Below are 19,794 nucleotides of genomic sequence, written 5' to 3'. Positions count from 1 at the left end.
CGCGGCGCGGATTCACCAACCGCCATCGGCGACGTTCGGTCCCGATCCGGAATGCTTACGGCCGAGCCCGACGACATCGGTGAATTCCATAGCGCCGTCCGCCTTGCCCGCCACCTGCGCGCCTTCACGCGCCCCCGGCGGCGCGAGCGAAACCTCCGGCGCGGCCGGAACCAGGTCCGCCAGGTCGGGGATGCCCGGCAGAAATTCCGATAGCTTCGGCAGCCGTGCCTGGTCCTTCTTCAATCCCGCGATCATTTCGCGGGTCCGGCGCCGCATTTGAGCAGCGGCGTCCTGCGCGGCCTTGGTCATCGCGGCGGCGATCTCGGGGTAGGTCAGCTCCTCGATATCAGACGAGAATCGAGTCTGGATCACATCGCCATTGGCGTTCACCACCACGGTGACCCGCTTGCCCGCCGCGGTGGCCGTCGCGGTGAGCTGAGCATGCTCGCGTTGTGCGCGCGCGACGGCCTCGACGCTCGCCTTCAGATCTTCCATCAGATCGGCGAAATGCGCCCTCGTAAGATCATCGACCATCGGATATTCTCCTCACCCGCAGTCCGCAACGCCGCCGTCAGATTCCCTCGAGATCCTCGTAATTGGCGAGTTCGGCACGGTCGAGCTCGTCGGCGCTTTCATTGAGGCCGTCCGAATAGTTTTGCAGCAGGTCGATTTTTCCGTTCAGATTGTCCATGAGATTCTCATGCGAAGGTATGTAGCCCTTATCGCCTTCGAACGTTTTGCCGAAATCGTCGGTGCCCCATTTACCCCAGTGTTCGGTATTCGACGCCACCAGCCGGTCCCGGACCGTCGCGAACTTATCGGCCATGTCATCCAGGTGCCCGGCGGTGGTACGCAGCCCCTTGGATGTCACCTTCATGTTGTCGGACATCTCAAACCTCCTGGTAAACCGTTCGGCTACAGCACAATTCGGTGGTCGTGCGGGTAACTGCCGTCGATAAGACGAAAGCCTGGCGGGCCCTTCGCACTCGATTCGGCCCGCCTGGCACCGAGAACACCGGCAACGCGCTCCGGCCGCGGGGGGGTCGAATCGGCCGCAATCAGTTGGCGCAGTGCGCCATCCAGCTCAACTGCGGCGCCGAGAGCCTTCGCAACGAGCTCGCGGGTCACCACACCTCGCTCGGCGGCGGCCAGCAGCCGGGCCGCTGCGGGCCGCTGCTCGACGCCGTGGTGCTTGGGCAGCAACCCGGCGATCGTCTCGAGTACGGCGTCGGTCGTCCATACCGCGGGCAGCGCGGCACCGCACTCCTGCACACTGGGCGATTCACCGCGATACCAGCGAACGCCATCCCACCAGAAGCAGAACGACAACAGGCCGACGGCGGCGCGTGGGTTCAAAACCGCGTTCGTCACCCAATCCGGCGCGCCCGCATACAGATTCGGCAGATCGATGCCGCCGTTGTAGGCGGCGTTGAGTGCGGGCGCGTTCCAGACGCCACCCGACAACACGGCTCGACCGCCCGGCAGGACATAGAGGGTGGAACCACTGCTGCCGTTCCTCGCGCTTTCGAATGAGCCGGTCGAGGGGACCACACGCGGGCCTCGATCGGAACCGGCCGCGAGATAGGCGGCCGACAATGTCGCCCAGCGTGCCCACAACTGCGGGAACAACGGAAATTCGGCATCAACGTGTCGCGGCCGGATCCCGTGTGCGAGATCGTCGCGGACGGCGGCGGCCGCCCGGCGCGGACGGCGAGATTGCCTGCCGCCGTGACCGATATAGGCCGCGAGCCACACCGGTAGCCGAGCACGGGGATGGGCCGCGATATCCGCGCGATATACCTCGGGCCGGAAAAGTTGGTCGCCTGGAAACGGTTCGTCGCCGTAGTCGTATTCGATCCGCGCGGCATCGACGGACGCGCCACCGGACAGAGTCAACCGGACCACCAGCCGCCACCAGGGGCCGGCACTGGTCCGGGAAACCACCGTGCGATGCTCCCGGACCAATGCCAGCACCGCCGCGGGCACGGTGATTCGAGTCTCCCGGTTCGAATACGTGCACACGACCCGCGCCGAGGTCGCGGTCACCGTCAGCGCGAACTTCGCCTCCAACTGTCGACGACCAGATGGACCCAGCGCGGCGATCCCGGCAACGATGCGATCCTCCAACGCCCCGGCATGTTGCCCGGCCGTTGCCGCCGCGAGTTCGTTCACGCCATCGGCGTATCCGATTTTCCCGACGCTCATCGCATGTTTCCGTTCCGTTGCTTGCGCTTTCGATAGTGACACGCTGTCGCAGATCCCCATCCCGCTCCCAGCATCGAGAAGCTCAAGGGACTGTTAAGAATTCGATCCAGCCTGTTCGGGCTGTTCAGAGCGTACGGATCTTTCCTAAGGGACGGTTAGAAATCGGCCGGAACACTGGCCATGTCTTGTGATGGGCATCACGGTGGTCTGATGTCGGCAGGTGTGGCGGCAGAAGGAGATGTGACATGACTACGACACAGCACGCTGGCGAGCGCAGAGTCATCGCCAACGTGATGCGCGGATCACTCGGCAATCTGATCGAGTGGTACGACTGGTACGTCTACGCGGCGTTCAGCGTGTATTTCGCGAAAACATTCTTCCCGTCCGGTGATTCCACCGCGCAACTGCTGCAGTCCTCGATGGTCTTCGCACTCGGCTTTTTGATGCGGCCGATCGGTGGCTGGCTGCTGGGCCGCTACGCCGACAAGGCGGGCCGCCGTGCCGCCCTTACCCTTTCGGTGACGGTGATGGCCGCGGGTTCGCTGATTATCGCGGTCACCCCCGGCTACCAGACGATCGGACTGGCCGCGCCGCTGATCCTGCTCTTGGCTCGCCTGTTGCAAGGCCTGTCGCTCGGCGCCGAATATGCCACCAGCGCAACGTATCTGTCCGAGGTGGCCTCACCGGGCAAGCGAGGGTTCTACTCCAGCTTCCAATACGTGACACTGGTTGCCGGTCAGCTGGTCGCGCTCGGTGTGCAGATCGTATTGCAGCACTATCTCTCGTCGGAACAGATGAGCGATTGGGGCTGGCGCATTCCGTTCATCATCGGCGCGTTCGGCGCCGTTGCGATCATGTGGCTGCGGCGCAATATGGACGAATCGTCATCCTTCGAGGCCGAGGCGTCGGCGAGCGGGACGCCCGAGGCTCGCGGTTCGCTGCGAGTGTTGTTGCAGTATCCGCGTGAATGCTTGATCGTGTGCGGGCTGACCCTCGGTGGCACCGTCGCGTTCTACACCTACACCACCTATATGCAGAAGTTCATGATCAATACCTCGCATATCCCCAAGGACACGGTGACCTGGATCAATTTCCTTGCGCTACTTGCGTTTGTGGTGATCCAGCCGCTGGCGGGGGCGCTGTCGGACCGGATCGGCCGTCGGAAGCTACTGCTGTTCTTCGGCATCTCGGGCACACTGCTGACCGTGCCGATCATGACGGTGCTCGCGCACACCACCAACCCGGCGGCGGCGTGGGGTCTGATGATGATCGCGCTGGTGATCATCACCGGTTACACCTCGATCAACGCGATCGTGAAGGCCGAACTGTTCCCGACCAAAATCCGGGCCCTCGGCGTCGGCCTGCCGTACGCGCTGACCGTCTCGGTATTCGGCGGCACCGCCGAATCGCTCGGACTTGCACTGAAGAAGGCAGGCCACGAATCGGTGTTCTTCTACTACGTCGCGCTGTGTATCGCCATCTCGCTGGCCATCTACTACTTCATGCGTGAGACGTCGACCAGTTCACGCATCGACACCGAAGCCACCGCCGCCACCAAGACCGGCACCGCGACCGAGGTTCCCGCTATTTGATTCGAGTTCACGGCCTCGAGGAAACCGCTGCGCGCCGAACGTTCGATTTGCGACGATCGGCGCGTGCGGCTTGCTGTGGTCGAAGATGACGAGGGCATGGGCGACGCACTGGAAACAGTGCTCACCATGCGTGGCTACCGCGTCGATCGCAAGCGACGCGGTGCCGAATTACTCAACTCTTATCGCGACTACGACGTGGTGATTCTCGACCTCGGGCTACCGGATATGGACGGCATCGAGGTACTGCGCAGGTTGCGCCGGGTCAGCTCGGTGCCGGTGCTGATCCTGACCGCGCGCGGCGGCGAACGCTCCATCGTGGAGGCGCTACGCAGCGGCGCCGACGACTACCTGGTGAAGCCGCCACGGATCGCCGAGTTGGTGGCGCGGCTGGAAACGGTCACTCGCCGCAGCATGATCCCCACGATTCCACCGCAGGAAGCGGTGGAAACCGGGGATGTTCTGGTCGATCTGGTGGCGCGGCAGGTGGTGGTGGCCGGTGCCGCGATCATGCTGACCCACAAGGAGTTCGAGCTGGTTCGCATACTGGTGGAACGCCCTGGTTCGGCGGTGAGCCGCCAGGTGTTGATGGACCGGATTTGGGGTGACTCGTCCAAGTCGGTATCGCGGGCCCTTGACGTTCACATGGCGGGGTTGCGGTCGAAACTCGACCGCCCGGGATTGATCACCACCATCCGAGGATTGGGCTACCGGTGGGGAATCTGAGCCACGCCGACGCTGCGCCTGCCGATCAGTTCGGCACCGAGCCGTGGCGCTGCTGGAAGCGTTGCTCGAATTCGACGGCGTAGACCGAGGGGGCCACCGATGACGAAGACTGTTCCAGCACACCGTCATCGGCGATGTAGAAGATCGCGCGGCCAATCGAGATCTCACCGGGCTCGGTCGGCACGTACACCATCCAGCCGACGCTGATCCGGTCAGCGCGCAGTTTGTCCAATGGGTAGCCGGTAGTGTCCAGGTCCTGGTCGAGGATGAACTGCCGGACCCTGGCGATCGCCTCGGCCCGCGACAACTGTTGCGGCACCGTCGTGGTTACCCCGGCGAGCATGAGTTGGTACAGGGCACTGTCGATATCGAATTTCCCCTCGTCGCCGAAGACGCCGACCAGAGTTTCACGGGTCGTGACGCCGGCCTCCGCCGCCGACACCAGCGTGGCCACCGACGCGCGCTGCTGCTCGGTCGGGTTCTCGGCAAGCAGACCCGACACCACGTCGACCACCGTCTCGGAGCTCCAGATCCCCGGCACGGCGGCGCTGAGATGCTCGGATTCCGGCGACTCACCTCGATACCAGTTACCCGCCTCCCACCAGTAGCAAAACGACAGGAGCCCATTGGCGGCACGGGGATTCAGCACCGGATTCGCCACCCACTCGGGCGCGCCCGAGTACACCCGCGGCAGCGGCGCGGCCCTGTTATACGCGGCATCCAGTTCGGGTGCGTTCCAGACACCGCCCGAGAGCACGGCCCGGCCGCCGGGCAGCGCGTACAACGTCGATCCGCTGCGCTTGGCACCCTCGAAAAAGTTCAACGCGGGCAAAACCCTTGGGCCCCACTGAGATCCGGCAGCGACGAAGGCAGCCGCGATCACCGCCCAGCGAGCCGACATGATCGGAAAGGCCGGAAAATCCCGCTCCGAGCGCAGACCTCGCACCCCAGCCTCCCGGTCCGCACGCGACTGCTCGGCCGCGATGTGCGCCGGGCGCGACTGCCGATCCCCGTGTCCGACATATGCCGCCAGCCACACCGGCAGCGAACTATGCGGGTAGACCTCCAGATCCGCGAGGTACACCTCCGGCGGGAACAGTTGGTCATCCGGAAACGGCTCGTCGCCGTAGTCGTAATCGACCTCGATCTCACCGGTACTCGCCAACGTGAGCAGCAATCGCCACCACGGACCGTCACCGAGCTGAGCCGAAACATGCCGGTGCTCGCGAACCAACCCGATCACCTCGTCGGTCGGCTGCACGCGTGCCAGACGCTGCTGATCATCGGCGTAGAACACCTGCGCCAGCTCCGCACTCGTTGACATCACGAACACCGCCTCCAGTTGCCGCCACCCCTGCGGCCCCAATGCGGCCAGCGCACGGGCGATCTGGTGGCTGAGCTGCTTGGCCTGCTCAGTGGGGTCGGCCGGTGGGGTCGCTTCCTCCAGCGAGAAGCCGACGTCTGGCGCGTCTTCCTGGTCGTCGAAGGACTTCATGAACTCGGCGAGGAAGGCGGCGTCGGGATCGTCGGCGGCAGGGTCGGATGAGCCGGATTCCTGTGCGGGTGGTACATCGTCGCCCGCCTGACCGGACGACTTCACAGCTCCAGCCCGCTCCTCGGAACCTTGCGCGCCCGAGGCTCCACCGGATTGCTCGTGATCCGAAGCCGACTCGTCATCGGGTACGTCCCCGCCTGATGTGGTCACGTCGCCGCAATCTCCCTCATCTCCCCGCACCGCAACAATCGACCAACACCGCAAGGCCGACGCCACTGCGCCCAAGCTGTACTGCCGCCCCCATCCTGGCACAACAACGCCGCGCACGTCGGGCGTCGATCCCACCAACGACAGGTACTGATCCTTGACACAAGTGTGGGTGCGATAGGTGCGACCGCACCAAGGGACTGAGGTCCCCGAATCGGCCGGGACGCCGCCCCACGCCCGGTCGACGACGTCGAACGCGACTGTTGAATCGTCGTAGGCCGCTGAGTTGCTGACAAGTCTATGATGATTATTCCGATCCCGAGCGCGGTGGGACGCATTCTCATAGCGGGCGAGTCAGCCCGAGCGACAGCCGCATTCGGGCCTCGGTTACTGACCGGGCAAGAATGCAGGAGGTATGTGGGTGGGTGCGGCGGCGCGATCTTGGGACAAGCGCGGAATTCGTGGTTGGCTGAGGAAGACCGGTGCCGTCATCGCAGCAGCTGTGCTGGTGTCGACGATCGGTTCGGCGATTGCTACCGCCGCACCGATCAACGCGCCGGTATTGCGCACGCGGGTAGGCGGTTACGAGGAACTCTTCGTGCCCTCCAGCATGGGGCCGATAAAGGTCCAGGTGCAGTGGGCGGCTCGTGGTGGGAGTTCGGCGCTCTATGTGCTCGACGGTCTTCGCGCACCAAGTGATCACAGTCAGTGGACAACCGATACGGACGCGTTGCGCCAATTCGCGGGCGACAACGTCACATTGGTGTTCCCGGTCGGCGGGCGCTCGAGTTTCTACACCGACTGGTATCGGCCGAGTAGCACCAATCATCAAGCGACCACGTACAAATGGGAAACCTTCCTCACCCAGGAGTTGCCTGCCTTCCTGGAACGGTATGGCGTTTCGCGAACCAACAACGCCATCGCCGGGGCATCCATGGGCGGGAACGCCGCCCTGACACTGGCCGCCTATCACCGCGACCAGTTCAAGTTCGCCGGGTCCTTTTCCGGGTTCGTGAATCCGACGTATCCGCTCTGGAACGAAGCGATGCGCGCCGCTATGCGCGACGAGGGCAATTTCAATGTCGACGACATGTGGGGCCCGGCCGGAGATCCCGCCTGGAGCCGCAATGACGCCACTGTGGAGGCGGAATTGCTGCGCGGGCTGCCGATGTACGTCTCGACGGGAAATGGCGTGCCAGGTCCACTCGATCTGCCGAACGGAATCGGCAACACGGTGAACGCCATGGGTCTGGAGGCGATGACGGTGGTCGCCACCCAAATTTTCCGTGATCGAATCGCGGCGTTGGGGATTGCCGCCCGGGTCGATATCGGCAACGGAACGCACACCTGGCCCTACTGGCAGCAAGCGCTCGCGACGGCGCGTCCGATGATTCTCGATGCGCTCGGCGCACGCTGACGAGATTTATTCAACACCCAAAGGTTTCGGCCTGGCCATTGCTTCTCGAGGGGCTTCGACGAAGAATGACGACGCCGTCCCGCGTGTATCGGCGCTACGGGTGCGGCAGGTAACTGCCCGCCTGCTGATGCGGCGGGTGCTTGCCTGCCGCGATCCATCGACCGGTCGACGGAACAGCGGCGAGCACGAGAGTCACCACACAGAACGCCAGCACAGCGATTCTACCGATATTCGGATCTTGTCCGAAGCCAACGAAACTGCCGGCCACTCCGAGTACCGACGCGATGATCACGAGGACCCGGCCTGCGGTCTTGCGCGCGAAAAGCAATAGTGCGCCAAGGAGATACATCAGCCCCGCAGTCCCCGCCAGCACGGCGAACAAGGCGAACAACACGATGAGCACTCCACTGAGATCGGGGAGATCGCTGGCGACGTGCTCGTCATTGCTGACGTCGGCGACGATAGCTATCGAGATGATGGTTCCGGCGATGGCAAGTACACCGGCAATGGCTGCCAAGACCCCGGCAGCGATGGCAGTGACCCTGCTGGGTGGTGGATTCCCGTTCAGACTTCGCTGAGCGGATTGCGGATAACCGGCCCGGGGGTTGCCCTGTGCGCCATCGTCGTAGCGGTATTGAGAATTCACTGTTGACCTCCCCATTTGATATGCGGGTACATTACCCGGGGTGGCTAGCGGTGAAAATGCCGGTGCGGCGGGTCGGGTCGGCTAGGACATCGCGGATCAACAGGCCGAGATCCATTTCGGGTGGGAGTGAGCGGTAGGTCAATTGGGCGGCGGCGGTGCCCGCGACCGTGATGGTGAAAAGGGTGTAGCGGTGCTCGGCCGGGGTCCACTCGACGGTGACCGGGCCGTCGAGGTCGATGGACCGGTCACCGATGCGTAGGGCAAGCCCAGCGCTGTCTCGGTAGAACACCACCGGGAGTTCGCCCAGGTCACCGTAGATGCCACCTAGCGGTCCGGTGTCGGCTGGGATGGCGCGCAGTGCGCCGGTGGCCGGATCGAAGTTGGCCAGCACCCCGAAGCCGGTGAATGGGCGCACGAAAATGCTATTGCCGCTGCCGTTTTCGGAATGATTGGTACGACGGCCATTGCCTCGGCCGCCATTGCTCGGCGCCGGATTCCCGCCGATAGGCGGGGGCCCCTGTCCCGGCGCGCCCGAGCTTGTCGAATCCGTCGCAGGCCAGCTGGATTGCGGATTGCTGGGCTGCGAATACCCCGACCATCGCGGTCGCTGTGCGTCATGCCTGTCCGGCGACTCGGGATAGCGCGGCGACACCGGCGCTTCAGCAGGCGGCACCGGTGTGTCCGCGCGCGAACCGGCCGACGGGGGCGGGTACTGCGCCGCTGCTCCCGGGTCAGACGGTGACAACGGAACCTCCGGCAGCGCAGGCCGCATCACACCCGGTGCCCACGGGCGCTCCGGTGGCAACGGCACATCAGGCAACCCCGGCGCCCCGGGCAGCGTCGGCGGCACCGATGGCCACGAACCCGACGGCGGAGCCGGAAACTCCGGCAGCACAGGGGCCGCCGGTAACCGTGGAATATCGGGCAAAAATGGGAAATGCGGCAACTCCGGAGGCCTCGGCAGTGTCGGGGGAACCGGCGGCTCCGGCAACTGCGGGTTCGGCGGATGCGGCACCGGTGGATGCGGGATCGGCGGACATGGCGGAGCCGGAGGGTTCGGTGGTGGTGTTGGCGGAACCGGGGGCTCCGGCGGAGTTGCCGGCGGTCTCAGGGGCTGCGGGGGTGTCGGAGGCTGCTGCGGCTGCGGCTGCGGCAGGGGACCATGCGGATCCATGCGGATCGGGTCGGGCAGGTCGAAGTCGTAGTCCCTGGGAATATGTGGGATGTGCGAGCGTAGCGACGGACCAGGCAATTCGGCACGTTGGTGGTCGTCGCCGAGGTTCGTCGGCGTCTCAGGTGGCTCCTGGCCGCCGTCATTATCAGGCCGTGCCGCACCGCCCGGCCGCTGACCTGCGACTCGACCCGAGTTCGCCCCATCTGTACCGGTATTCGTGCCACCGTCATCCGAACGCGGCGGCACCTCAACCGTCGGCTCGTCGGCACCCTCCGGCCTACCCACCAGCTTTGTCGCCATATCATCCGGTGACTCGGGTCGCCGCTGCTCGGCATTCGGGCTCTCGCCATCCGGATGCGAGAGTAGCTTGTCGGCTTCAGCATTCGGGTCTTGTCCGGTGGGCAGTCGACGATTGCTGGATGGCGGGTTCGGGGCATCAGGGCGCGTGCTGGGGTCGCGGCGGGGCGGTAGCGGGCTTTCGCGAACGATGGCCGGTGGGGCGTACTTGACGCCGGCGCGCCATCCGGTCAGGGGTGGCCGGTCGGTGTTCCAGTCGAAGCCGAGTCGGATGGCGTGCTGGTTTGCGTCACGCCAGGTGGCAATCGGGTTGTCGCGCAGGAAGTTCAATTCGGCGAGGGCATCCTGTAGTAGCAGGATGTCTTGCGGGAGCGGGTCCCCCTCGATGAGGCGATGCCAGGCTTCGGCGACATCGGCGACCGCATCGAGCGGGCGCCGCCGAATTACACCGTCGGTGCCGTTCACCAGATGCCGATCCCGCATGAGGTGGTTCTTGATTTGTTCGATCTCCGCGCGGGTGAACCCGGGAACGGCGTTGTCCAGCCGGTCGGCCACCTCGCGCACGAGTTCGGGCCGGTCGAGGTCGACGCGTCCCAGCTCGTCTCGGACATGGTCGGCCAAACGTGCCGCGTCGCCCGGCTTTTCGTCGCGCAGGCCGCCGGTCAGTTCGTCGATGATCCGATCGAGGTCGCCGCCATTGCCGATTCGGCGAGCGATCCGATCGACGAGTTCGGCCGCACGCACCGCGCGGGCCGCGCCGCCCGAAGCCGGATTCGCGGCGAGTTTATCGGCGATGGCGGCGATATCAGCGTCGCCGGCACGATGGTGCTGGTACTGCGTGTCGGCCCACTCCTGCACCCGCGCCCAGTCCGCCCGGTCGTCGGCTTGACGCTGTTTGAACTGGTCGGACAACTCGCCCCGGTCGGGCACCCGATCCTGCGGCGACCATTCGCGCGCCATCGGCTGCACGTCAGTGCGCCGCGCCCGGGACCACGGGTGCCCCTTGAACCTCGGCCGGATTCGTCCCGGATGGTCGCTGTCACCGAACCAGGTGAACCCGGACAGTTTCGCCGACTCCAGGATGAGTCGCATCGTGTTGTAGAAGACACCCGGCATCGGCCCTTCGTAGGTGGGGATGCCGGGATCAGCCGGGGCACCGCCCGGGACACGAGGTAGCAGCGCCTCGTCGAGCGCTCCGGCCGGATGGTCGAAGAACGGATCGACGACCGATGCCTGGAACGGATCGCTGGCCCAACCGCTGACACCCTCCGGCAGATCCCGGGGCTTGAACTCGCCCGGCACCCTCGGACCATTGCGATTGGTCGACCAGTCCGGCCTGGTCGGATCAACCGGGTGCCATTTGCCCGCACCGTCCTGCCACAGCGTCGAATCGATGCGTCGCATGCCGGCGCGTCCGATCGAAGTCCGGTGCTGACGCACCTGCGGCGGATCGATTTCCTTGGTCCGCACCGGTACGTCGCGTTCGGCAACGATCTCATGGAACTCGACCCGCGTCCCCGGCCTCGTGATCGCCTGTGCCACTGCGGAACTGCGCTGTAGTGCATCGGTGAGCGCCGCGTCGTGGCCCGCACGGGGATGTTCCAGCGTCCCCCGTGGCGCCACGACAATGATCACCGAGTTCTCGCCGTCGATGAGACCGACCCGATCGGTGATCCGCCGGGCTCCCGCCCCGTCGATCAGATCGTGACCGGCACCGGCCAATTCGGCCATCCGGTCCTGGATTCGGGCGATCCTGTTTTCCGCCTGGTTGACATGTTCCGCGGCCTCACGCAGCAGCTTCAATTGCCGCCCACGCTCGGGGACCTCATCGGCGCGCACAGTGCGGTTCGCGGCCTTCTCGAGAGTCTCGTCTATTCCGGCGTGGTCGAGCTCGTCGGTGTCCACTCGAAGTCGCCTGGCCAGATCGTCTCGCATTGCCCGCCAAGGCTTTACGGCCAACACCTCGGCGGCGCGTTCACGGCCGAGACGTTCGAGCTCGGCACGCACCGAATCCGACAGTGGTTGATGCGTGCCGACGTTCGCGTCCTCGAGCGCGGCAATGCGCCGATCATGTTCGGCGAGAGCCAGATCCGCTTCATTGAACTGCTCTGCGGCGTCCTGAAGTTTGAAGATCTGTGCTTCACGCTGCGCGCGTTCGGTCGATCCGACCAGTTCCGCTGTTTGTCTCGGTGCTTCGTCGCCGGTACCGGGAACCTCTCTGGTGCCGACGATCTCGCCGCTGAGGCGTTGCAGCGTCGGCTCCAGATTGTCGTGGCTCAGTGCGCGATCCGGATCGCGAACACCGAAGCGCGAGGCTCGATCATCGCGCTTGGCGCGCCAGAATTCCCGCTCCGACACCAGCGCCGCACGCTCACCGACCAGCGCGGCGTGCGCGGCCTCGGGCGTGCCCGACAGTTCGATCGCCGCGATCGCGTCATCGAGCCGCGTCACCTTCGCGTCGGCCTCATTGACGGCTTCGGCCGTTCGTTCGAGTGCGTCGATCTCCGCGTGCCTGCGCCGCATATCCTCGACGCGCATCGTCTGATTACGCAGGTTCTCGAACGTTTCCTCCATGCGACGGCCCGGCGTGAGATCGGTGTCGACATCGACCGGCAGTCGCTCAGCGCGGATCTTGCGTATATCGCGCAACTCTTCCCGCGCCGCAACCGCATCGGCGCGCTCGACCCGCAATCGCTCGAGTTCGGCCCGTGCCTCCGGAGTCAGCGGATCCGCGTCCGGCGCAACCGCCCCATCGTCACGACGTGAATCCTGCTGCGCCGAATCGGATTCCCGCGAGCCGGGTGGCTTCGATACGCTTGGTCCCTCAGACCTACCTGACTCCTCTGGGTTAGCAGTCTGATCGCGTCGACCCGAATCCCCAGCCTCACCTGGCTCCTCCGGACGCGGCGCCGGCGGGTCCTCGGGCGGAGGTTTGCCCCCTCCCGCATCGTTATCCGGTACCGGTTCGGCGGCGGGTTCTTGGCGCGCTTCGCCGTTCGAGCCCGGGCGGTCAGGTGGGGTCGGTGCCGGGCGGGGTGCACCTGAGCCGTTCTCGTCGTCGGGCCAGCCGGGTGGTTGATCGGCATCCAGCCAGCGGCGTAGTTGCTCGAAGCGACGCTGGTTCGCGGCCAACGCTTCCGCGTGCCATTGCTCGATCCGGCGCTGCGACTCGTCGAAACCGGCCTCGGCTCCGCCTCTCGTTTCCTCGAGGTTGCGCAATGGATCATTGTGCGCGGCACCAGAATCCGGATCGACGTCGCGAACCGGTGGTTGGGTCGGTTGTTGCGACTCGTCCAGCGCTCGAAGGGCTGCCTCGTGGGCGCGACGATTCTCCGCCAACGCCGCGGCAACCAGTTCATCGATCCGACGCTTCGCGTTCTCGAAATCCGGTCCGTCGGGCCTCGGATCGGCATTATCCGGCTCCAGGACAAGGTCTTCCAGGCCCGCCCGTCGCGCCGAGTCCGCGAAGAAGTCTTCGTTGAGCTGCCGCAGGGCATCGAGCTGTTCGCGGGTCTGCCGATGGATGACATCCAAGCCGTCCTCGACGGTCTGGCGCACCCCCGCCAACTCCTGCGCCGCCTTGCCACCGCGCATTCGGGCGACCCATTCGTCGAGATCGGCCCGCATTCGCGCGGTCCACTCGTCCTGTTCGGCATCCATACGCCGCTTCCAGTCCGAGCGTGAATCCGTCTCTTCCGGCCGTGATTGTGCCGAATCTCGTTGTGGTGCCACTTCTTCAGGGCTCGAAAAGGTGCCGTCCGCTCCTGGCGCAAGTCCGAGCCGACGCATCTGTTCCTCGTACCACTCTTGATTACGCCGCAGCGCGGCCGCATGCTCTTGACGCATCCGCTGATCGAAAGCATCCGCCTCGGCGTCCAGCCCCGGACGCCCCTGCTCTGGAGCACCCGTCCCGTCCTCCGACTCCGGCCGGGGGAGTTCCACAGTCGCCACATCGTCGCTCTCGGGGCGCGGCGGCCGCAACGGCACAGCCGGATCGTCATCCGGCGAATCAGGCTGCCGGGGTTCAGATTCCGGCTTACGAGGTTGCTTGTGCTCGGAATCTGCTGGTTGTGAGGTCTCAGAATCCGGCTTGCCGCGTTGCTGGGCCTCTGAGTTCACGGAATCTTGGCGCGGCGGCCCGGCGGCGACCGGTGAATCTCGTTGTGGTGGGACCGATTCCGCCCCATATGGCTTGGCAGGCGGTGTCGGCTCACCATTGTCCGTGCCGCCCACCGGGGCAACAAGTTTCGGCGCGTCCGGCCCGGCCAGCAGTACTTCCGGGGTCCCGTAGAGCTCTTTGACGAGGTCGGCGAGAGCTCTGATCTGCGCGGCCCTGGCCCGGATTTCGGCGCGGATGGTGGCAAGTTCAGCGGTCAGCTGGGCGGGAGTGAGTCCCTCGTGGTTCTCGATATTTCCGTCGCGGTAGGCCTCGTAGACCTTACGGAACGTCGTATCGTCGGCGTCGGCGATATCGACACCGACCAGCCGCGACCAGTCGCGCCGCGGGTTCGGTCGCGCCTGGTTGTCGTGCCGGTTGTCGACCTGTAGGTCGCCGCCGGCGCGGCCGGGGTGCTCCGCGATCACCTTCCCCAAGCCGAGTGGGTCGTCGCCGTGCAATGCCTCGGCAACGATCTCGCGCAGTGCGCGCACGGCTTCGACCTCGTGCACGGGTGGTTCACCTGCGGCCCGCGGATCGGCGGAGTGATCACCGTGCGGTACATCAGAATAGGGGTCGATGTCGATAAGCGACTTCGTGTATTCGGCGAGCGCGTCGAGGACTTGCCGCTGTTTGCCTTCGCCTTCCAGATCGGCGATCACCTTCTGTAGTTTCCGCGGGTCGAGGCCGTTGTCGTCCAGTCCGCGACGCACCCGCCCGACGTCATCGATCTTGATCTTCGACGGTTGCAGCGGCTTCGAATCTTCCAAACCGAGACCGACCGCCAACCGATCACGGGCAGCCTTGACCACGGCCGGGTCGACATCACGCAATTGCTTGGCATATTTGGCCAAGTCTTTGAATTGCTGCTCGCGCAATGCTTTTCGCTGCGGCGCATCGGCCAGGGCGTCCGCTAGTCGCTGCGGCGTCACCTCCGAGTCAGGAAGGCCGAGGCGGGCCGCGAGCCGGCTGCGGGCAGCACTGACGTCGTTGAAGGTTTGGATATCGTTCATCGTGCGCGCGAAATCGGCCAATCCCTCGGCCTGACCGGCGCGAACCGCGTTGTCCAGCATCAGGTTCCGGATCGTCGAGAGCACCTTATCCAGGTGCAGCGCCGCCGGACCGAGATTGAGTTCCCGCGCCAGATCGACGATATCCCGGACCACATCGGCACGGGCCCGTGGCGGCGCGCCTTCGCCCCGCGCACCCGCCTCGTCCGGGTGGACGGTGGGCGCTTCGACCGGTGCCTGTACCGGTCGCCACGGGCCCTCCCCCTCGCGAACCATGGTCACCGTCAGGTCCCGGCCATCGATCGTTTCACGATGGTGGTGGACCTCCGGTGTGGCTACCGGGTCCAGATGGATATGGCCGTTTCGGTCCGTCCGCACTTCCCGAAAGTCGATCTCGACGTCGCCGCGTTTGAGCGCGTCGGCCAATGCCGGATCGTCGGCCAGCGCCCTGGCCAGCGCATCAGCTCGATCGAGCGGCCCACCGATGACCAGCAGCCGATCCGGCGTCCCCTCGCCGGCCGGGACCCGAGCGACCTGATCACCATGCGACGCACCGACCGGTTCCTGATTATCGGCCTCGGTACGCAGATGCGGTTCGGCCGCCGCCGCGAATTCGGCGACCCGTGCCACGCGAGCGTCATTCTGAGCCCGCAGTTGCCGCAACGTTGTATCCAGTTTGTGGGGGGTGTTCACGTCGCCGATGCCACGGCCGAACATCTGCGCCCAGGTGGATACCTCGTCACGGAGCTGGTCGCGCCGCAGCGCGTTTTCGAAGAATGCACGCGGACCCTGGTCGCGGCCGAGTTCGCTACCGGACCCGATATCGCCCCATTCGCGCAGCGGATCGGCGCCGTTGCCGACCGGGGTGTAGTTAAGTAGCCCAGGGTCGCCACCAAAGGCGGTGACCAATTCCCGGAGGAACCGGCCCATCGGGTTGTCGTCGAAGATGCTGACCCCGTCGAGGATCGGAACCGGTCGACCTGCCGGATCGGGGTCCCGGGTGGGTCGAGCGTCGGAGTCGTAGTAGTCGTCATCATCATCATCGGTGCGACGGTGGGCATCCGCCCCTTCGACCACTCGGGGTGGCGTCCCATCGCGACCCGATAGCTCCGGCGCTCCGGTGCCCATATCGCGCATGACGTACGGGCGGGTTTGTTCCTCGTCGAGTCGCTTGGCCGCGTCGGCGAGCCCCTCGATCGCGGCTGCCTCGCGCAGGGTGCGGAACTCGTGTTCGTCGAGGGCCTGACGGATCGCCTCCGGGCTTTCGTCGGTCAGTTCGATACCGAGACGGTGCGCGGTTTCCGTCAGTGTCTCACCCTCGGGTGGCGGGCCATCGGGCTCCGGATGCGGTTGTGCCTGTTCGTTTTCGCGCTGCTGGTGTTCGTTTTCCAGCGCCCTGGCCTCGTTTTCGGTGATCAGACCGAAGCGCTGCATGTCATCGAGAATTCGCTCACGCTGCTGTGCGTCGGCGACGCCGAGCGCGTCCTCGAGTACCGCCTTCGCTTCGTCTCGCGGCATTGCCTCGACGTCCAACAGTTCGGTGATCGTCTGGCGCACCAGATCCGGATTGGCGTCCTTCACCCAGAAGCGATATTCTTCGCCTTCGCCGGTGCGTGGAGCCACGAAATCGCCTGCGACGTCCGGAACACGGCCCGAAAGCTTGCCCACAATCGGGAGGTGCTCGCGATTCTTCCAGACCGTCGCACCCTCCTTCAGGATCCTGGCCAGGTTCAGCCCCTCGTCCTTGCCCTCCGGCGCGGGCCGGATCTCGGGCTGATGGGTCGGCACATGCGGTGTCGGCGGTGTATGCGCGGCGGGGTCCAATAGGTCCGGTGCGTGTGTGATCCCTTCGACTGCCGCGTTCTGACCTTCGCGATCCTGCCCCGATCCCGATGGGTACTTGGGGTAATCGCCCACATAGCCACGCACGTACATCTTGTCCCGAACGCGTTCCCACGCCCGCCGCAGCAGCTGGCTACGCTGGGGCGGCTCGGAATCGTCTGGCCGAGTGGGAGTTCCGCGCTCGTCCGGCACGACCTTCCACTGGTTTTCACCCTCGCGCGCGACATGCAGTGGAACCTCTTCACCCGCCACATCGATGACAAGCCGACGCTGCTCGGCCGACATCGATATATCCGTCGGCTCGATCACCGGCAATTCACCGGCCCCCCTGTCGGGGTGCGCATTCGGATCCGAACCTTCGCCAGGACCGTCCGGGGCAGGCGGAGCGGGCGGCTCGGACGGTGGCTCCTTCGAGCCGCCGCCCACCTCGACGGCTGGAGCGTGATGCTCGGGAACTGCGCTGTCGGGTCGCTGGGTCCGCTCAGCATCATCATCGACGCGCCTGCCCTGATTCGTATCAGCACCGTCTTCACCCCGCCCTCGATCCTGCGGGGTGCCGCCGCCGAGATCCCCGGCTCGGCCACGGGTGTCGGCACCGCTGTCGCGGCGCCCGGTTCCTTCCCGCTGGGATCCATCGTCGGTTTGAGCGGCGCGGTCACGGCCGTCGGACTCGTCGGCGCTGCGCGACGGGCGCGAGGTGTCCTGATCGGGGCGCGGCGGCTCGGAGGTTTCGGGGTCTGCGGAATCCCTTCGAACGGTCGTTGTTTCGGCCTGATCGCGGCCGATCGCGGGCTCACCGACTTGCTGCCCATTGGGGCGGTCGATCATCGGAGCATCGGAAGATGCCGGCGAGCGGTCCACGGTGTCATCGTGCGAGCGCACTGTGGGTTCGACTGCACGCGTGTGATTTTCGGCATGGACGCTGCTGTCACCGCGTCGCATTCCGGCCAACTGCGGGTCGCCGGCGCGAGCGCGATCGGCCGACGCGCGCGCGTCCGCGCCATTGTGTCCATCCGGTGTGCCCGCCCGGTTCTCCGGTATTCCGGCTCTCGACTCGCCGGGTCCGGCCTCCGAACCCGCCTGTGGCCGAGCGTGTTCGCCGCGAGCTACCTCGGCGGAGGTTCCGGCGTTGGGACGGACGTCCCCTGGCGTACCAGCACGGGGGCCGGGCTGGGCTCCATTGCGTACTTCGGCACCGGTTTGGGCCGGTCCGGAAGCCGGAGCCGAATTCGATGCCACAGGTGGTGGCGGTGTGTCACCGGGTGCTCGAACACCGTCGGCGCCACCACTCGAGACCGGGCTATGGTCCGCGCCCGTCAGCGTCGTGGCACCGTTGGACACCGGACTCTGATCGCTCCCCGTGGACACCGCGTCGGCACGCGCTTGCGGCGGGCCCGCCTGCGCCGCTACGGTCGTGCGCTCGGACTCCGGCACACGCTCGCCATGACCGGTGCCATCATCATGGTTCTGCGCCGAATTCTGCTGCACTGCCGGCTGGTCGGACCGCGACGCATCCACAGCCTGCCGGCCGTTCGACGACCCATCGCCGGTCCCATCGGCGCCGTCGCCCGCGCGACCGTTCGCCCCGCCATCACCAGCGCCATTCCCGGCCGCGTCACCCGCACGCTCGCCCGTACCCGCGCCGCTGTCACCATGCCCAGCGGCGTCACCCGCACGCCCGCCCGCTGACCCATCATGCCCAGCCGCGTCACCAGCGCGCCCAGCCGCCGATCCATCATCCCCACTGCGCCCGACCCCATCACCGCCGCGCCCATTACTCGAACCATCCTCGCCAGCATGTCCATTCGTCGAATGCTCGCCTGCCCCAGCACCATTCGAATTTCCGCGTGCGTCCGCCCCGTCGCCACCACCATGAGCGGTCGCACCGCTACCACGCACCGACCCGTCGCCCGCACCATGCGGCAGACCTGCCCCGTTGCCATTGACCGAGCTCCCGTCACCGACGCCAGGCGCCACGGCATCGGGACGAAAACCGGTGCGGGCCAAACTGTCCGGGTCGGCGGGACTACCCGAGGGCCGATACCATTCCGGGTGCCGGCTTTGATAGAAGCTGTCTGCCAGACCACGATTGGCCCCCGACATCGCGCCGTTCGTCACGCCGGCCGTGAGCATGCGCGGGTCGAACTCGGTATTCTCGAGCCCTTCAACGGCCTTGTCCCAACCACCACCGTCGGCGTGCCAGGTGTCCCAGAACTGCACGCCGATGCTGGCACCGAATCCACCCATGGCACCCGCCCCGCCCGCCACCGAACCGACGATCATGCCACGCAACCAGGTACTCATCCCCGGAATCTTGTTCTCGAGCACCTTGCCGAGCTTCTCGCCGAGTGGACTGGCAATTCCCGCACCGACGGCCGAACTGATCGCCGTGACCTTGACCTGATTCCAGTCGACCGCCTTACGGTGTCCCGCGGCGACCTGGTACCCCTGGATGCCGAGGTCCTGGACGGTACCGAGGACGGTGTCGATGGCCACATGCCTGACCAGGAATTCAGCCAGCCTGCGTCCGAGAAGCTTGGCGACGATTTCGACGATCTTGTCCATGATCCGCTTGGCGAGAATGCGAATCGCCGCACGGGTAGCGATGGTCGCCACAGCGACTTCCGCCGGTGCGGTCGGCGGAAAGATCCAGGCAATAGTAATCTCGGCAGCCAGCAGCCCCAGCGACGTGATCATCATCAGCTGGCCGTATTCGATCTCGGTGCCGACGCTGTTCGCGGCCTCGGCCATCTTGTCGAGATCCCCGGCAAGGGCCTCGAGGGAATTGGGTCCCGTGATGTACCCGTCGAATTCCTCGACGATCTTGTCGATGCCGTCGCCGCTCTGATACGCGGCCATCGACGCGACCTTCGCGATCCTGATATCGCCGACGATGTCGCGCAGGTCCTCGGCGGCGCCGCTCCAGTCCTTCGACATTCCCCACATGCCGTCGGGATCGCCTGCGGGCCAGTCGGATCCAGCCACCCATTCCAGCCACTTCAGGTAGCCGGGTAGCTCAGCCATCCGTAA

At 65.8% G+C, this 19,794-nt stretch carries 9 protein-coding genes; 3 read left to right on the top strand and 6 right to left on the bottom strand.

The features are described from left to right. Positions 1-12: 12 nt before the first annotated feature. The 3 genes from LKE06_RS11110 to LKE06_RS11100 are packed head-to-tail and all read right to left on the bottom strand — an operon-like array spanning position 13 to position 2,205. Positions 13-534, bottom strand: coding sequence for a YbaB/EbfC family nucleoid-associated protein (locus LKE06_RS11110; protein ID WP_227998538.1), 522 nt, complete (start codon positions 532-534; stop codon positions 13-15). A gap of 37 nt (positions 535-571) precedes the next feature. Continuing rightward, positions 572-889, bottom strand: coding sequence for a hypothetical protein (locus tag LKE06_RS11105; protein WP_227998537.1), 318 nt, complete (start codon positions 887-889; stop codon positions 572-574). 26 nt (positions 890-915) lie between these two features. Further along, positions 916-2,205 (bottom strand): hypothetical protein, encoded by a 1,290-nt coding sequence (locus tag LKE06_RS11100; protein WP_227998535.1) that lies wholly within the window; start codon positions 2,203-2,205, stop codon positions 916-918. Positions 2,206-2,450: 245 nt separating this feature from the next. Here LKE06_RS11100 and LKE06_RS11095 point away from each other — a divergent pair, with 245 nt between their 5' ends. Both LKE06_RS11095 and LKE06_RS11090 read left to right on the top strand, forming a co-directional pair. Then, positions 2,451-3,797, top strand: a complete 1,347-nt coding sequence (locus tag LKE06_RS11095; protein WP_227998533.1) for an MFS transporter — start codon at positions 2,451-2,453, stop codon at positions 3,795-3,797. Positions 3,798-3,860: 63 nt separating this feature from the next. After that, entirely contained in the window at positions 3,861-4,520 is a 660-nt protein-coding gene (locus LKE06_RS11090; protein ID WP_227998532.1) for a response regulator transcription factor, read from the top strand. Positions 4,521-4,545: 25 nt separating this feature from the next. Here LKE06_RS11090 and LKE06_RS11085 read toward each other — a convergent pair whose 3' ends face one another. After that, positions 4,546-6,225: a hypothetical protein gene (locus LKE06_RS11085; RefSeq protein WP_308188342.1), complete on the bottom strand. Its 1,680-nt coding sequence runs from the start codon at positions 6,223-6,225 to the stop codon at positions 4,546-4,548. Between the two features lie 418 nt (positions 6,226-6,643). Between LKE06_RS11085 and LKE06_RS11080 the strand changes: the two genes are divergently transcribed. After that, positions 6,644-7,639 (top strand): alpha/beta hydrolase, encoded by a 996-nt coding sequence (locus LKE06_RS11080; RefSeq protein WP_372477324.1) that lies wholly within the window; start codon positions 6,644-6,646, stop codon positions 7,637-7,639. Between the two features lie 94 nt (positions 7,640-7,733). Here LKE06_RS11080 and LKE06_RS11075 read toward each other — a convergent pair whose 3' ends face one another. Together LKE06_RS11075 and LKE06_RS11070 are read right to left on the bottom strand one after the other, a co-directional pair. After that, positions 7,734-8,285, bottom strand: coding sequence for a hypothetical protein (locus LKE06_RS11075; protein WP_227998530.1), 552 nt, complete (start codon positions 8,283-8,285; stop codon positions 7,734-7,736). A 31-nt stretch (positions 8,286-8,316) separates the two neighbouring features. Next, positions 8,317-19,788 (bottom strand): WXG100-like domain-containing protein, encoded by an 11,472-nt coding sequence (locus LKE06_RS11070; protein WP_227999451.1) that lies wholly within the window; start codon positions 19,786-19,788, stop codon positions 8,317-8,319. Positions 19,789-19,794: the final 6 nt, after the last annotated feature.

The sequence above is a fragment of the Nocardia australiensis genome, from assembly GCF_020733705.1.
In the GTDB taxonomy this organism is placed as follows: Bacteria; Actinomycetota; Actinomycetes; order Mycobacteriales; family Mycobacteriaceae; genus Nocardia; species Nocardia australiensis.
Note: the sequence above shows the minus strand (reverse complement) of the source record. Positions and strands in the feature narration are given on the sequence as shown.

What these genes read in the sequence shown, in the direction of transcription:
- LKE06_RS11070 (WP_227999451.1), bottom strand. Translation starts at nt 19,788, where the DNA reads ATGGCTGAGCTACCCGGCTACCTGAAGTGGCTGGAATGGGTGGCTGGA.
- LKE06_RS11100 (WP_227998535.1), bottom strand. Translation starts at nt 2,205, where the DNA reads ATGAGCGTCGGGAAAATCGGATACGCCGATGGCGTGAACGAACTCGCG.
- LKE06_RS11095 (WP_227998533.1), top strand. Translation starts at nt 2,451, where the DNA reads ATGACTACGACACAGCACGCTGGCGAGCGCAGAGTCATCGCCAACGTG.
- LKE06_RS11105 (WP_227998537.1), bottom strand. Translation starts at nt 889, where the DNA reads ATGTCCGACAACATGAAGGTGACATCCAAGGGGCTGCGTACCACCGCC.
- LKE06_RS11110 (WP_227998538.1), bottom strand. Translation starts at nt 534, where the DNA reads ATGGTCGATGATCTTACGAGGGCGCATTTCGCCGATCTGATGGAAGAT.